The organism is Aphanothece hegewaldii CCALA 016 (assembly GCF_003007785.1).
GTDB lineage: Bacteria > Cyanobacteriota > Cyanobacteriia > Cyanobacteriales > Microcystaceae > Chroococcus > Chroococcus hegewaldii.
The window spans coordinates 274115-291007 of sequence record NZ_PXOH01000003.1; the positions used below are offsets into that span (position 1 = coordinate 274115).

Genomic DNA, 16893 nt, shown 5'->3' on the forward strand with positions numbered 1-16893 from the left:
ACTTATTTATTTTGATCTGCGGGAACAACAAGACTAGCAACAAAACCGACTAATCTATCTAAAATTAAGCCAACGACACCTACATAAATCAGGGCTAAAATAATTTGACTTAAGCGAGAACTGTTATAAGCATCCCAGATAAAGAAACCAATTCCTACACCACCGACTAACATTTCTGCTGCGACAATTGCTAACCAAGATAAACCGATTCCAATTCGCAATCCTGTAAAAATATAAGGAACAGCCGAAGGAATTAGGATATTAAAGAAATATTCACTTTTTGAGAGTTGGAGAACCCGCGAAACATTTCGATAATCTTGGGGAATTTGTTGAACCCCTACCGTAGTATTAATGATAATTGGCCAAATTGCTGTAATGAAAATAACAAAAATTGCCGATGGATCAGATTGACGCAAAGCGGCTAAAGAGATGGGCAACCAAGCTAGAGGAGGAATTGTTCTTAAAACTTGAAATATTGGGTCTAAAGCGTCATACATCAAGGGATTAGCCCCAATTAATACGCCTAAAGCAATTCCAACAATTGCCGCTAAAGAAAATCCAATAGCAACCCGTTTTAAGCTGGCTAAAAGTTGCCAAAATAAACCTTTATCGGTTCCACCATTATCAAAAAAAGGATTAATAATTAAAGGGTTCCAAGTTTCTTTGATAGCGGTTATTGGGGATGGTAAATTGGGATTTTCGCCAGAGGTCAAAAGTTGCCAAATTAGAGCTAAAACGATAATTGCTACTAAAGGTGCAACAATTTTACGCGGTGATTTAGTCAGTTTAGTTAGCCAAGAATTAGCGGCTTTTCTGGTTCGGGGTCGAGTGGTTATGTTAGTTGCCATGATTGTTTACTGAGTAGAAATAAAATTACGAAATTTGTACAACAAGAACAAATTAGAATTCTTTGAAAGAGGGGATAAAGACCTATTTTAGTGAGGGTTTGTCGACCAAACCCCTACAATAACCGAAAAATTAGGCCTTTTTGATCTTCAAACTCTTGAGATAGTCGGCGGGTTTTTCGGGGTCAAATTTTACCCCATCAAAGAAGGTTTCTACCCCTCTAGATGAACTCGTGGGAATTTCGGCTGCTGGAACACCGAGGGCTGTAGCGGCTTCTTTCCATAAATCCTCGCGGTTAACTGCATCAATAACGGTTTTGGTGTCTGTATCGGCAGGAATATAGCCCCAACGAATGTTTTCTGTTAAGAACCATAAATCATGACTCTTATAAGGATAAGATGCGTTATTTGCCCAGAATTTCATCGCCAGAGGGAAGTCTTTTTCAACTCGACCATTACCGAAATCAATTTGACCTTGAGAGCGTCCAATAATATCGGTGACAGGAACTTTAAACCATTTATCTTGTGAGATAATATTGCACATTTCCTCTTTATTTTCGGCTTTGTCGCACCATTGTTGAGCTTCTAAAACCGCCATTAATAAAGCTTTAGTAGCTTTCGGATTTTGATCGGCCCAATCTTTGCGGATAGTAAACGCTTTTTCTGGGTGGTCGGCCCACAGTTCCCCTGTGACTAAAGCAGTATATCCAGCTTTTTGGTTAACCAGTTGCGCGTTCCACGGTTCACCCACACAGAAAGCTTCCATATTACCGACTTTCATGTTAGCCACCATTTGTGGCGGTGGAACGGGAATTACTGAAACATCCCCAGTCGGATCAATTCCGTTAGCTGCTAACCAGTAGCGCATCCACATATCATGGGTACCACCAGGGAACGTAACGGCAAATTTAGTTTCTTGTTTGCCACCCGCTTTTGCTTTTTCCAGTGCGCCTTTTAATGCTTTGGCATCGGTACTCAAGTTGAGATCTTTATAATTGTTACCGACGGAAATGGCTTGACCATTGGTGTTTAAGCGAGCCAAGATATACATCGGTACGGGCTGTTTTGTCTTGGTAATGGTACCGAGCGTCATCTGATAGGGCATCGGTGAAAGAATATGCGCTCCATCAATTCCACCCCCTCCAGAACCGAGTTCTAAGTTATCTCGTGTGACTGGCCAAGACGCTTGTTTAAGGACTTCTACTCCAGTCATGCCATATTTGTCAAAAAAGCCTTTTTCTTTGGCAATAATTAACGGTGCGGAGTCAGTTAAGGCGATAAATCCTAGTTTGGCACTTGTTACTTCTGGGGCATCTCCACTGGCTGCAACGGGCGCTGGTGAAGTGGCAGGACTTGGAGAAGTTGTTGTTGTTGCTGTTTGATTTCCACCACTACTACAACCATGAAGAATGACGGTTCCGGCGGCGGTTGCTCCTGCTGTGATAATAAATTTACGTCGAGAAAGTTTACTCATTCGTCTTAGTATGGCTAAAATTAAATAACTAGAAATGTTTTGGGATTTGGGGAATCACAAAGTTATTGTTTACAGTCGATTGATTACAGTCGTCAGAGGAAAATAAAATTATGTTTTTTTGATATATTTTGCTGAATTCTAAACATTATAAAAAATGAATAGATTAGAAAATACTGAACTATGTAGTCTCATATTTTTCAGCGATCGCTCTTTTGATGATGACTGTTTTGATGATAACTGTATTGATTTTGTTCTTACTATTCTTATGCCAACCTCTCAAACGGACTGTATCCCGATTAACGATTAAGCGATAAGTTTCTTAAGATCAATCTTCAATACTTAACATTTACACTCTTTAACGTAGGATATCGTATAGTCTGTTACAAATAATTTCGTTTGATGCGCTTAAAGCATAATGAAATGCAATAAAAGTATATAAAACTTTAAAGATAATCTTGACATTTGCGTAATTACACGGAGAGAGGTCGAAAAATTTCTTCAAAAATTCACCTTTCAACAAGAAGAGTAAAAATAAATATGACTTTTTTTGTGACGAGGACAAAATTGAGATTATATATCATGAGGATATAACGGATTTCAAAACGAAGCCCTATCGTGTAATCTAAAGTAAAAATGAATAAAATCCCGAAAAATGCCAATCTCAGTCAATAAAATCTTAATCACTCGTGTCATATTGCATAACTGGAACTGCATAACTGGAACTGCATAACTGGAACAATCTGAATTGTAAATTATAGATAGAAGACTACTTATAACAAAAATTAAACATTTTTGCTCTAAAAATAAAAGATATTGCACAAATAAAAATTTATTTAATCATCTAAATCATTAATCGATTTACTTTATTATTTTCTTTCATGAATTACCGTCAACGATTGGTTTGTTTACTAATCAACATGACAACAGTAGTCTTTATGGTCGCTGGATTAAGTATTTATTTAATCTATCGAACTGCTTTTAATCAGCAGAAAAATCGCTTATTTGAAACAGCACAAGCCCAAGCACGATTATTAGAATCGATGTATCATGGAACCCAAAATCCTGAATTAATAGAAAAAGCAGTCATCGAAGCCTCAAAACATTTTCAGAAAACATCTCAAAGTGGCGAAATCAATATCGGCAAGAGAGAAGGAAATCAGATCGTTTTTCTCAATGAAAACCCAGACGTATCATTCAAAAAGACTATCATTCCTCTTTCGCAAAACTTGGCTATGCAGCAAGCTTTACAAGGTAAATCAGGAATTAGTATCAACTTTGACCATCAAGGAAATAAAGTATTAGCAGCCTATGAACCAGTTGATTATCTAGATTGGGGCGTTGTCGCTCAAGTAAATTTAGCCGAAATTCGCGCCCCCTATATTCAAGCAGGATTATATACTTTTTTAGGGGCTAGTTTAATAAATTGCTTAGGATGCTTAATCTTATGGCAATTGAGTAAGCAAATGGTTAGAGAACTCCAAGCAAGAACAACACAGACTCAAGACTTAGAACATCGTGTGGTTGAACGTACAGCAGAACTCTCTCAAATTAATGAACAGTTTCGTAGTGAGATTATTGAACGTCAACGCTTAGAAGAAGTTTTACAACGAGAACTGGATTTATTAGCTCGTATTATGGAAACCAGTCCTGTTGGTATTATCATGATTGATCCATCAGAAAACATTATCATTGCCAGTGAACAAGCCGAAACTATGTTACGTTTGAGTAAAACAGAACAAGGTTATCAGACACCACCTTGGAATCTTAGTGATGAAGAAGGAAATCTAATTACTGAGCAAAAACAACTTTGTCAACAGGTGATTGAGTCGCGGCAATCCATTTATAATTTACGTCACTTCATTGAGTTTCTCGATGGACATCATCTCCTAGTATCAATTAATGGAGCTCCTGTATTTGATGAAAATGAAAAACTAGAAGGTGTTGTTTTTACCATAGAAGACATTACCGAACGAGTTCAAGTCGAAACCGCTTTACTCCACAGTGAAACTCAATTTAGAGCAATTTTTGAACAAGCTTCTGTAGGTATTGGGATCGTCTCCTTAAATGGTCAGTTTATTCGAGTTAATCAGCGTTATTGTGAACTTACGGGATATACCGAAACCGAACTACAAAACAAAACCTATCAGGAAATACTACACCCTGATGACTTAGACCCCAATACGGAAACAACCGATATGAATAGTTTTTCGGTTGAAAAACGCTATATCCGTAAAGATAACTCGATTATATGGGTACATTTGAGTGGTTCAGTGGTCAAAAATTCAGACGGTGAACCCCTATATATTCTCGGTGTAGTTGAGGATATTAGTGAACGAAAACAAGCACTCGAAGCTTTACGAGAAAGTGAAGAACAGTATCGCAGAATTATCGAAACAACTGCCGAAGGAGTATGGAGCATCAACGATACACAAAAAACCACATTTGTCAATAGAAGAATGGCGCAAATGTTAGGTTATACGGTAGAGGAAATGTTGGGACGATCGATGTTAGATTTTACCGATGCTGAAGGTCAAGCGATCGTATTACAAAACCTAGAATCTGGTCGTCAAGGATTAACAGAAGTTCATGATTTGAAATTTATGTGCAAAAACGGAAAATCAATTTGGACAATGATTTCGACTAATCCTATTTTCGATGCTCAGGGAAACTATGCCGGCTCATTAGGAATGCTAACCGATATCACAGAACGCAAAAACACAGAAGAAGCATTACAACAAGCTAACAGGCAACTAACGGCATGGGTACAACAACTCGAACAACGCAACCAAGATATTTTATTACTCAATCAAATTAGTGACTTTCTTCAAGCTTGTCTCACCATTGAAGAAGCATACAGAGTGATTAGTGAAATGTTACCCGATTTGTTTACTGGATATCAAGGAGGGCTATTTATTATTAATACGAGCAATTTGGTTGAAATTGTTGCAACATGGGGAGAAGATTTACATAGTAAAACCCTATTTACCTATGATGAATGTTGGGCTTTGCGTCGTGGTAGAATTCATTGGGTCAATGCAGCACATTCTAATTTACGGTGTCAGCACGTTTATCCACATTTAGCCGCTCACGATGAATCTCTTTGTGTACCCATGATGGCACAAGGTAAAGCGATCGGTCTCCTTTATCTCTATGGTAGTCAATCGGGTCAACTGAGTGAAACTAAACAACAACTGGCTCAAACCGTCGCAGAAAATTTATCCCTCGTTTTAGCTAATCTCAAATTACGAGAAACCTTACAAGCGGAAAGTATTATCGATCCTCTAACCAAATTGTATAATCGTCGCTACATGGAAGAAGCGTTTAAACGAGAACTGAGCCTAGCTAAACGAAAACGCCATCCCGTCGGTATTATCATGTTAGATGTCGATCATTTTCGCTCTTTTAATGAAACTTTCGGTCATGAAGGCGGAAACTGCGCTCTAGAGGCCGTTGGTAGTTTTTTAAGCAGTCAAATTCGTAGTGGCGATATTGCTTGTCGTTATGGTGGCGAAGAGTTTTTATTAATTTTACCCGAAGCTTCACTCGAAATTAGTTTACACCGAGCCGAACAAATTCGCCAAGGAATTAAACAACTGCAAGTTAGTTTTGGTGAACAGTTACTAAATCAAATTACGGTTTCAATTGGTTTATCTTGTTTTCCTGATCATGGTAAAACAATGGAAACATTGATCCAAGCGGCTGATTTTGCATTATATCAAGCCAAAAACGAAGGACGCGATCGTGTTGTTCGCTATTCTGTAGAATAATTTTACAGTAGTTCTTTACCAACGGCTCGATATCTTGACCAACCAAAAGCCGCACGAGGATCAGGATAATCTTTAATCGTCACACCTTTACTTGACGCACGTTCAAAAGCAATTAAACGAGGAATTTCACTTTTAAATAATGGTAGCTTTAAATTTTCTAAAACTTTTCTAGCATCGCGTCCAGTTTTAGTACGAGAATCCACTTGAGTTAATAAAACTTTATAATTAACGTCTAAAGGTTCTAAAAGTTCAACGGCTCTAATGGTTACATCTAAATCTAAATGATTTGGTGTCGTGGGGAGAATCACTAAATCACTACCATAGGCTAAATCTTTGAATTCTTCTAGCTCAGGTCTGGCTTGAGTATCAGTAATAATATGAGTATATTTTTTAATTAACGCCGTCGCGCCTGCTTGAGAAGCAACATGAAACGGTAATGTATCTTCTCTAGACCAATGTAAAGCCGAACGATTTTTATCAGCATCAATCAACAAAGTCGGGGCTTTTTCTTGTAAAAATGCGGCTAAATGGACGGCGGTCGTTGTTTTTCCGACTCCTCCCTTTAGAGCAGTTATTGAAATAATCATAGCAAAGCTAACCTAACGGGAATAAAACCCATAATTAAAGTAGACGAGTGAGCCTGTCTATAAGTTTCAAAGAACAATAATCATGAATTTGAATCGTGACGTTGATACGCCCCATAGCGACTCGCATAAAAGTTTAAAATCGCTTCAATTTGGGGTTTGAACTTCCCATGATATTGTATGACTAACGCCTTAATCTGACTTTGTTGATAATCAAAACTTTTAGAATCTTGAGGAATTAAAAGAGTTTGAACGCCGTTCACTTGCATTAGATGAGTTGCAATTTCCCGATAGATGGCTAATGGTAAATCAGGATAGATAATCTGTTCTTTAGCTTGTGAAACGGCAGGTGATAACACAGTCAGTTACTCCATTGCTTTTGTCATGGAAAAATTATATCGCCTTCGGAGCCTCGACGACACCTTCACCGACTCTTTTAATCACTTCAACCCCATATTGTTCTAAAACCACCATCGGGTTACTATTTTCAGCATAAATCGCTTTGACGCGAACCTGTCCATTAGATAAAGTAGAACCCGGAGTAACACGACGTACTACGCTTTCGCCTGGAGCTTTAACAATAGCAACTGGACTGGTTGGTAAATCCATCACACCTGAGACAACGACACCTAATGCCTCATTGGGTTGGGGAAGGGCGGGCGGTAAAGAAGGAAGGTTAGGGCGCGTTGGGCGCATCGCTACGGGTGTTGAAATCTTTTTAGGAACGCGTTTTACTGGTTTTTCTGGGGGAAATTGGACGATAGGCTCAATGGGAATCATCGCAAACGGATCGCTTCTACCTAGTTGTACGGTTCCTTGAATTTGATTGGGATTCGTTGCGGGTATTAATCCTGCGACTTTTTGGGGTGTTGGAACCTTCCTCGGTTGAAGGGCTTCTTCAAAGGCTGGCGGTGGACTAGGGCTGGCTTGAGGTGATGGCGAGGGCGTTGGTGTGGCCGCTTGTTCGGATGGTGGGGGAGAGGACGGACAGCCGCTTAAAAACAGCGTTAGCATTCCAACAGGGACGATTAAAGATGTTGTTTTCATCGGTGGTTAATCAAACAAAAAATAAAAGGACTCGAAAAGGGAATTTTAAGTATTGATGTTAGGATATTAATCCTAATTTATGTCAATGGAAAGGTTGACAAAATGTTTATTTTGTGCATTATGGTTGATGAAGATGAGCTTCTTCCTTAGTGTACCCATCTAATCGGTCTTGAATAATGCCATCTTCTTTAATTTGTAAATATCTGCCGCGCCAAAAGACTTGTTGTCCAAATGCACCCAAGAGCCAAATGATCAAAGAAAGGAAATCTCGAAGCGGGAGACTCCACAACCAAGGCCAGAGTTGAGGTGCGTTGAGACAAACGATCGCAAAGATAACCTGAACATACCGAATCAACCCAGTTAGTAAAGTTATAATGATCGCCCATTGAGAAAATCCTGTCACCAACAATAGTAACAAACTGTAAATAGTCCCAAAACAAAATACCATTCCATAATATTGACTACCTCGATTAAAGCGAATTGTTCTTGCCCATCTTATCTCTCTTGTAATTACATCTAGTAAGGTTTCAGCACCCGTATCCGACTCCAAAATATAATGAGATAACTCAACGCGATCGCCCGCGTTAACGATGCGTTTAGCTAAGTTATAATCTGAACCAATGCGATTAAACTGTAATCCTCCTGCTTTGGCTAAGTTTTCTTTACGAGTGACTAATGTTGCTCCTACAGCAAACTTTACACCACCATCTAAAATCTTGGCAATCAAAGCACTAGGAATAAAATCAAAACAACGCCCAAATGATGCTACCGCCGCCCCTAAAGTCTGCGGTTTTCTCCCAATAAAAGCACAAGTAACTAAACCCACTTTTGCATCAGCCAAAGGAGCTATAATCTTTTGCAAATAATCTGATGTAACTCGGATATCACTATCAGCAAAAACAAGATATTCATGTTTAGCTTCAGCTAACAGATAATTTAAAATACTATCTTTGTGATTGGCTCCTAAAGGCGTTAAATTCGTATAGAGACGGACTTGAACAGAAAACGTTTCACTTAATTTCTTTAATACTGGAATCGCGGGATCATCTAAATCTCTAACGCCGAATAAGATTTCATACTCTGGATAATCTTGCTGTGCAAAAGATAACCAATTTTCCCAAGCACCTGTATCTAGACCACAGACGGGAATCATTAGACTGATTGGTGGACTAAAATCCGTTTTCGCTTGTTGTTGAATCCGAAAAAAATAATAGGTAGCAAAAGCACAAAATAAATAAAAGACAATTGAGGCGATCGTTAGAATTAATAAGATAATTTCAAAAAAAGTTAAAAGAGACATCTTGATCTTTTTATACTGTAGAGGTTTGGTTCAGTAAACAGTAATCAGTAAACAGTAAAACAGATCACACAACTTTCATACTCATTACTGGTAACTGATGACTGTAAAAGGTTTGGCAACCAAACCCCTACAGATTAAACATAACTTGGATTTATTGTAGAATTTTAGTCACCAAAACCACCTTTTTACTTTTTTTATGTATTGCTTTCTAATTGAGCCGTAATCACAGTGAGATTAATAACTTTTTCGCCTCGTTGTACCGTTAGTTGAATGGGTTTATTAATTCCCGTTGCTTCGACAATTTCTTGTAATTCTTCACCCTCAGTGACGCGCTGTCCATTAGCTTGTGTAATAATATCAGTGCGACGGATTCCCGATCGTTCTGCTGGAGTACCAGGGAGGACTTTAACAACTAGAAGCCCTTCAACTTCGGGAAGTTCAAAAGGAGAATTAAGATCTTGATTATTGTCTCTAGCTAATCCTGGTGTGAGATTTACCATTTGTACACCGATGTAAGGATGTGGCACAAGTTCCCCACTAGCTAGAGTTGGCTCTAATTCTTTAGCTTTATTAATGGGAATCGCAAAACCAATTCCTAAAGCATCAGCACGAATGGCGGTATTAATGCCGATTACTTCACCTTGAGCATTGAGTAAAGGTCCGCCCGAATTTCCGGGGTTAATCGCTGCATCTGTTTGAATAAAATCGAGACGCTTATCTGGAATACCCGCTTTAGCCGCCGAACGCCCAATCGTACTGATGATACCTAGTGTAACCGTATTATCTAAGCCGACTGGATTGCCGACAGCGATCGCCCAATCGCCTACTTGTAAATCCGACGAATCTCCTAAAGGTGCGACGGGTAGTTTAGCACCTTTGGTATTGATTTTAACGACTGCTAAATCTGTTACTTCGTCAGTTCCTTTGACTTCGCCATCAAAAACACGACCGTCTTTGAGTGTTACCGTTACTTGATCTGCATTATTAACGACATGAGCATTAGTTAAAATGACACCACTCTCGTCTACAATAAAACCCGAACCTTGGCCGCTTACTCGTTGTTCTAAAGGGACACGAGAGTAAAATTGTTCGCCAAAGAAATCTCTAAATAAAGGATCTTCAAATAAAGGATTAGAGCGACGGGTTACGACCGTTTCCGTGTCAATACGAACTACAGAAGGTCCAGTACGATTAACTGCGGCGGCCACAAAACTTTTAGTTTCATTTGGGGTAATTGTCAATGTTTGGGCTTTTGCACTTTGTAGATTAATGCTATTAAAGCACAGCAAAAACCCTAACAGAAGAGTCGTAAGGTTTATTCTTATTGGACGCAAAAATCGAGTCAGAAAAAATCGAGTAGACTTCATAGGTTCAACGCTTGTTGAATCGTCTGGTAATCCAAGATGATTGACAGATCTATCCTAGCAGATTCGGTTAGTTGCTTTTCGATTTTTTTCATTCATTAATTGAACGTTTGAAATTTTTAAGATTTTTTTTAAGATTTTTGTGCCACATTTTTGATTGAATTGATTATGAGAGTGAACTAGCCGTTAAACAATTTTTTGTAATATTTCTTTAAAAATGTTACTAAAGTGGTAAAATTGGCCAAATTAAGGCTAATCGGGGAAAAAAAGAGAACACTAAATTAAATTAAAAATGAATCGATGTCAAGAAATGTAGAAAATCACTAAGACATTGCTTCATTTTGAGAGGATTCCCGATAAAATTCTAATGATAACTTGATGAATCAAGCAAGTTAAAACTTGGTTTATGAAGTCATTAGCATATTTTGAAAAAATGTCAAGGGTTGCACCCAAACTGGAGTGAGGAAAAATGGGAGTTGTAATCCAAGTTGGAGAAAAAGAAATAACTGAAAATGATCTATATCCTTTGTTGGCACAGTATGGAATGTTGCCGCAACTGGTGAAAGAGATGATTATTGATGAAGCGATCGCCGATGTAATTTGCACACCCGACGAAGAAACAGAAGCTCGCAATCGATTTTATCAACAAAACCAATTGACGGATGAAACCCGTATTGAAGCTTGGCTCCAACAAACAGGAATGACCCAAGAACAGTTAGAAAAGCTAAGTCTACGAGACATAAAAGTCGAAAAATATAAACAAGACACTTTTACGAATCGTCTAGAAGCTTACTTTTTACAGTGTAAAGGTCAACTGGATCGAGTCGTTTATTCTCTAATTAGAACCAAAGATCCTGGAGTCGCTCAAGAACTTTATTTCCGAGTGCAAGAACAAGAAGACACTTTTGCTGAACTAGCGAAAAAGTATTCCAAAGGAGCAGAAGCCCAAACTGGCGGACTTCTTGGGCCAGTCGAATTAAATGTCCCTCATCCGAAAATCGCGCAAATGTTGGCAACGAGTAAACCCGGGCAACTTTGGCCACCCACTCAAGTTGGAGAATGGCTAATTATCCTACGACTAGAAAAGTATATTTCTGCTCAACTGGATCAACCAACCCAACAAAGATTACTAAACGACCTTTTTGGGTCATGGTTAAATGAGCAAATCAAACAAAAAATTAGATTTACTCCAGTTGATTCAGATGTATAAAAGAAATATCCCTAACCTATAAATAAACTCAATTTTTTAATCTTTTAAATCTTTAGTCTATGAGTTATACCACCGTTAATTACCGAGATTTTCTCTTACAAATTGCACCGTTTGACCAACTGCCTTCGGAAGAACTAACTAACTTAAGTCAGAAAATGCAGCCTTGGCGGTTTTCTATGGGTCGAGTTATTTCAATGCGCGGGCAAGAATCATCTCATGTCGTGATCTTGTATGAAGGACAAGCTCGCTTACTGGGATATGATCCCCGTAATCAAATGCCAGTCACGCTAGAATTATTGCGATCGGGTGATGTGTTTGGTTGGATTAACCAGATCCGAGGTACAACTTGTGAAACCGTGATCGCATCTACAGATACAGTGTGTCTGATGCTTAAACAAGAAGAATTCGCCGCATTAATCGCCAAATATCCCAATTTCAAAGCTTATTATCAGCAAAAAATCTCACAAATTGAAGTTTTTGATATTCTAGGGACTTATTTCAATGAACAAGCTTTAGGCGTAGGAAATCTCAAACAAATTACCCAAAATTTACTAAACGACACACAAATTTATTATCTTCCTCCAGGAATCACAACAGTAGCTGATCATCCAACACTACAAAATCGTCAAAAGCGATGGTTTGTTAGTAGTGGCAACTTAGAAAATGTTCCACTAGGACGCTCCTTAGAAATAACCCATACTCAACAAACCCTTTCTGTAGCCGATTCTAACCCAGTACGATTAATCGGCTTAAGTGAAATACAACTGAGTGAACAACTCACCGTCCAACCGACAGTTATTGATCAAACAGAAGCAGGCGATCCTTATATTGATATCAATCTAAGCGATTCATTAGAGTCTGAGATCCCCGATGCCCCACCAGATTTACTCAAACCCGTTCCAAAAACCCAACCGAGCAACAAAGGAAAAACAAGCTATCCGTTTGTCGCTGGAAAAACCCCCATTGATGCTGGAATGGCCTGCTTTCAAATGTTGTGTCAACATTTTAATATGCCCTTCCGTCGAGATGTTTTACGCCGAATTATCGCCGATCAACTCCAAAAACACGGCAGTCTTTCCTTACCTCTGTGCGGCGCAATTGGGGAATTAATGGGACTCAATACCCAATTAATTAGTATTAAAAGTTCATCCCTAACCTATCTCAATGCACCCGCTTTAGTTAAATGGCAAGATAGCCTCGCCATTCTTTATGAAATAAGTTCACAAAAATTAGTCATCGCTGTACCTGAGTCCGGGTTAATGCAGCGTAAACCCGAAGAGTTTATCGATACTTGGGGAGATGAAGGAGAAGTTTTACTCTTACAACCCACCAAAGAAACCCCGCAAAGCCGTTTCGGTTTAAGTTGGTTTATCCCCTCGGTTAATCGTTTTAAAGGTGTATTGGCGATCGTATTTATTGCCTCATTCTTCGTACAGCTATTTGCCCTCGCTAACCCCTTAATGATTCAGGTGATCATCGATCAGGTGATTACAAAAAATAGCCCTGATACCCTACACGTTCTGGGTATTTTCCTCCTCGTTGTCGCAATTTTTGAAGGAATTCTGACCTTTTTAAGAACCTCCCTATTTGTTGATACCACCAACCGGATCGACATGGCGTTAGGCTCAGAAATCATCGATCACCTTCTACGTTTACCACTGAGATACTTTGAAAAACGACCTGTAGGAGAAATATCGACCAGGGTTAACGAATTAGAGAATATTCGGCAATTTTTGACAGGTACAGCCCTGACAGTAGTATTAGATGCTATTTTCTCCGTGATCTACGTCGTCGTCATGGTGATTTATAGCCCAATTCTGACCTTATGGGCATTAGGAGTCATTCCCGTATTAATTGCCCTAACAGCGATTTTTGCCCCCATCATTCGCCATCAACTACGAGCCAAAGCCGAACGAAACGCCGAAACACAATCTTATTTAGTTGAAGTAATGACGGGAATTCAAACCGTTAAAGCCCAAAATATCGAACTACAATCGCGTTGGCAATGGCAGGAACGCTACGCCAAATATGTATCAACAGGTTTTAACACCGTATTAACTTCAACAATGGCGGGGGCATTAAGTAACTTCTTTAATAAAGTTTCGGGTTTATTAGTCCTTTGGGTCGGTGCCTATTTAGTGCTAAAACAGGAATTAACATTAGGACAATTAATTGCATTCCGCATTATTGCCGGTTATGTGACATCACCGATTTTACGCTTAACCCAAATCTGGCAAAACTTCCAAGAAACAGCACTCTCTTTAGAACGCTTGGCCGATATCGTCGATACACCCCAAGAAGCCGAAAACGATCGACAAAATATACCAATGCCAATGATTAGCGGTGCGGTGAAGTATGACAATATTTCCTTCCGTTTTAAGCCTCATGGGCCACTCAATCTACATAACGTTAATCTAGACTTTCCGGCGGGTACATTTGTCGCACTCGTTGGACAAAGTGGTGCAGGAAAAAGTACTTTAGCGAAATTATTATCTCGTCTTTATGAACCCGAAGGCGGACGAATCCTGATCGATGGCTATGATATCGGTAAAGTCGAACTCTATTCACTGCGTCGTCAAGTTGGTGTCGTTCCTCAAGAACCCTTACTGTTTGATGGAACCATACAAGAAAATATTGCTCTAACTAACCCTGATGCAACCAGCGAAGAAATTATCGAGGCGGCCAAAGTTGCGGTAGCTCACGAATTTATTATGAGTCTATCCAATGGGTATAACACACGAGTTGGGGAAAGAGGCGCATCTTTATCGGGAGGACAACGGCAAAGAATAGCGATCGCCAGAACCGTACTGCAAAGACCCGAAATTTTAGTCTTAGATGAGGCCACCAGCGCTTTAGACTACATGACCGAACAACAAGTCTGTATCAACCTGAATTCAGCATTTAAAGGTCGCTCAGTCTTCTTTATTACCCACCGTCTCGCTACCATTAAAACAGCAGATGTTATTGTCATGATGGATTCGGGTACTGTAGTAGAACAAGGCACTCACGAAGAACTCATGAAGCTTAAAGGTCGTTATTACTACCTTTACCATCAACAAGAATCAAGACTATAAAGCATTTATTTTTGTGTAAAGAAAAGAGAGAAACTACAACAATGAGTAATCTAAATGGTCATCAAAACGGTAATGGTAATGGTAATTCTAATCCCACTAAAAATGGCTCTATTATTACCAAAACTCAAGAAGCTAAAGTACAATCATTATCAACTTTTTCGGCGGCTCCTGATCAAGAAAAATCCGTCATTTTACGTCAATCTCCAACTTGGTCACGAGGCGTTACTTTAACCATTATCGGTGTTACAGTAGCTGGCATTCTATGGGCAGCACTAGCGAAAATTGAACAGGTGATCCCCGCTAAAGGAGAACTCAAACCACAAGGAAAAGTTAAAGAAATTCAAGTCCCTGTTAGTGGAGTCGTTAGAGAAGTTTTAATTAAAGATGGTGACACAGTAACCAAAGACACGGTACTCTTAAAATTAGACTCAACCGCCTCAAAAGCTGAACTCGCATCATTTAGAAAAATACAAAACCAAGTCAGACAAGAAAATCAGTTTTATCGAGCGTTGATGAATGACGAAATTCAACCCAGTGAACTTTCTTCAAAGCTTCTAGAATTAAAACTCCCTAAAGATGTTGCTATTTTAGCTAAAAATCGCATGGAAATTGTTGCAGAAAATCAACTGTATCAAGTTCAAGTAGGTGAAAAGGTAGCCGGTGCGGTTTTTCGTCCTGAACAAGTCTCTAGATTACAAGCGGCAAACAATGAATCAAAAACTCGCTCATCGGCCGCTAGATTAGATATTGGACAAATTCAAAAACAACTGACCCAAAATCAAGTTTTACTCGAAGATGCCAAAGCACAATTAATCGTAGATCGTCAAGTTTTAGCGGAAATTAAAGACCGAAATGATCGGACGATTGAACAATCTCAACGTAGTTTAGAAATTGAAAAAAATATTCTTAAAGATATTGAACCATTAGGAGCAGAAGGAGCGATCGCAAGATATCAAATTAATAAACAAAAACAATCCGTTAATGATCGTCAAGGAGAAATTATTAAACAAAAAGCCGATGGTTTGATTGAATACAACAAGCAAAATCAACAAATGCAAAACAGAATGGCCGATATTGCTAAATATCAAGAGGAAAATAAACGCTTACAATATGCCATTTCCCAAGCTCAAGAAAAATATTATAATACCAATGCTCAAACCGAAAAAGATGTGCGCGATCGCATGGCAGAAAACCAAAAAAGAATTTCTGAAGTTGATAGTCAACTCTCAAAAATTGTCTTTGAAAATGATAAAAAATTAGCAGAATTAGACAGCCAAATTAGTCAAGCCGAACAAACCCTGAAATATCAAGAATTACGCGCCCCCGTTGATGGTACAGTGTTTGACTTACAAGCAGCACCAGGCTTTGTACCAAAAACTGGACAAGCAGAAGCTCTCTTAAAAATTGTTCCCAAAGATCATTTGATTGCAGAAGTTGATATTACTAATGCGGATATCGGATTTGTGCGAATTGGACAAAAAGCCGACATTAGAATTGATTCATTTCCTTATAGCGAATATGGCGACATCAAAGGAGAAGTCATCTGGGTAGGAACCGATGCTCTACCCCCAGATGAAATACATCGAGATTATCGTTTTCCTGCGAGAATTCGCTTAGATCAACAATCTTTAAGACTCAAAGACGCAAATTCAGGCCCCCTACAGTCGGGGATGTCTGTTAGTGCAAATATCAAAATTAATGAAAATCGTACAGTCTTGAGTCTGTTTACCGAATTATTTAGCAAGAAAGTAGATACGCTTAAGGAGATTCGTTAGATCAATCTTAATTCTGATGCTCTTTTTGAAAAAAAACTGGTAACTTAGATAAATGTAAGAGTACTTTAAGTAGCTTGAGCAATTCTATTATGTCAGACTTAAATCGTGGCATCATGAAATTTGACGGGGCTGATAAACCCGCTCTTGTAGCAATATCAGCCGTTGTCGTTTTAGGTGGCGTTGCTGCCTTAATTATTTGGGCGTTGCGCGTCGCCTATGTTGTTGGTTAAATCAAGTTGGTTAAATCAAGTTGGTTAAATAAAACAATCAAAAAATGTTTCTAAGGTAAAATGTTAACTTTTTTGCCTTTTTTTTATTTTTAGACTATTCATATTGTTTTCTTTAAAATTTATCTTTATCGGTACTTAAACAAAAGTATTAAGCAAAAAACTGTATAATAATTGCTATGATTGATTTTTAGGTTGAGGCATAAAGATGAAAGAGACAACACCC

The 16893-nt window shown here is 38.7% G+C and carries 12 protein-coding genes; 5 read left to right on the forward strand and 7 right to left on the reverse strand.

Going from position 1 to position 16893, the window contains the following annotated elements; translation table 11 throughout:
• Window positions 1–2: 2 nt before the first annotated feature.
• Both ntrB and C7H19_RS04585 read right to left on the reverse strand, forming a co-directional pair.
• Window positions 3–848 (reverse strand): nitrate ABC transporter permease, encoded by an 846-nt coding sequence (gene ntrB / locus C7H19_RS04580; RefSeq protein WP_106455702.1) that lies wholly within the window; start codon window positions 846–848, stop codon window positions 3–5.
• A 130-nt stretch (window positions 849–978) separates the two neighbouring features.
• A complete protein-coding gene (locus C7H19_RS04585) occupies window positions 979–2319 on the reverse strand; it encodes a CmpA/NrtA family ABC transporter substrate-binding protein (RefSeq protein ID WP_106455703.1) in 1341 nt (446 codons plus the stop codon).
• Window positions 2320–3236: 917 nt separating this feature from the next.
• On the opposite strand from C7H19_RS04585, the gene C7H19_RS04590 reads away from it, so the two are divergent.
• On the forward strand, window positions 3237–6086 hold the full coding sequence (locus C7H19_RS04590; protein ID WP_245927291.1) for a PAS domain S-box protein: 2850 nt from the start codon (window positions 3237–3239) through the stop codon (window positions 6084–6086).
• 2 nt (window positions 6087–6088) lie between these two features.
• On the opposite strand, the gene C7H19_RS04595 is transcribed toward C7H19_RS04590, so the two are convergent.
• From C7H19_RS04595 to C7H19_RS04615, 5 genes are all read right to left on the reverse strand, one after another.
• Window positions 6089–6673, reverse strand: coding sequence for a ParA family protein (locus C7H19_RS04595; RefSeq protein ID WP_106455705.1), 585 nt, complete (start codon window positions 6671–6673; stop codon window positions 6089–6091).
• 80 nt (window positions 6674–6753) lie between these two features.
• Complete coding sequence (locus C7H19_RS04600; RefSeq protein WP_106455706.1) at window positions 6754–7029, reverse strand: hypothetical protein; 276 nt, start codon at window positions 7027–7029, stop codon at window positions 6754–6756.
• 34 nt (window positions 7030–7063) lie between these two features.
• The gene (locus C7H19_RS04605) at window positions 7064–7717 is read right to left on the reverse strand and encodes a hypothetical protein (protein ID WP_106455707.1); all 654 of its coding nucleotides are present in this window, start codon (window positions 7715–7717) and stop codon (window positions 7064–7066) included.
• A gap of 118 nt (window positions 7718–7835) precedes the next feature.
• On the reverse strand, window positions 7836–9017 hold the full coding sequence (locus tag C7H19_RS04610; protein WP_106455708.1) for a glycosyltransferase: 1182 nt from the start codon (window positions 9015–9017) through the stop codon (window positions 7836–7838).
• A 194-nt stretch (window positions 9018–9211) separates the two neighbouring features.
• Window positions 9212–10384 (reverse strand): HhoA/HhoB/HtrA family serine endopeptidase, encoded by a 1173-nt coding sequence (locus C7H19_RS04615; protein WP_106455709.1) that lies wholly within the window; start codon window positions 10382–10384, stop codon window positions 9212–9214.
• A 466-nt stretch (window positions 10385–10850) separates the two neighbouring features.
• Between C7H19_RS04615 and C7H19_RS04620 the strand changes: the two genes are divergently transcribed.
• The 4 genes from C7H19_RS04620 to C7H19_RS25510 all read left to right on the forward strand — a co-directional run bounded on the left by C7H19_RS04620 (window position 10851) and on the right by C7H19_RS25510 (window position 16670).
• On the forward strand, window positions 10851–11591 hold the full coding sequence (locus C7H19_RS04620; RefSeq protein ID WP_106455710.1) for a peptidylprolyl isomerase: 741 nt from the start codon (window positions 10851–10853) through the stop codon (window positions 11589–11591).
• Window positions 11592–11650: 59 nt separating this feature from the next.
• Window positions 11651–14665: a peptidase domain-containing ABC transporter gene (locus tag C7H19_RS04625; RefSeq protein WP_106455711.1), complete on the forward strand. Its 3015-nt coding sequence runs from the start codon at window positions 11651–11653 to the stop codon at window positions 14663–14665.
• 41 nt (window positions 14666–14706) lie between these two features.
• A complete protein-coding gene (locus C7H19_RS04630) occupies window positions 14707–16440 on the forward strand; it encodes a beta-barrel domain-containing protein (protein WP_106455712.1) in 1734 nt (577 codons plus the stop codon).
• An 89-nt stretch (window positions 16441–16529) separates the two neighbouring features.
• On the forward strand, window positions 16530–16670 hold the full coding sequence (locus tag C7H19_RS25510) for a hypothetical protein (protein ID WP_181280525.1): 141 nt from the start codon (window positions 16530–16532) through the stop codon (window positions 16668–16670).
• Window positions 16671–16893 lie beyond the last annotated feature (223 nt).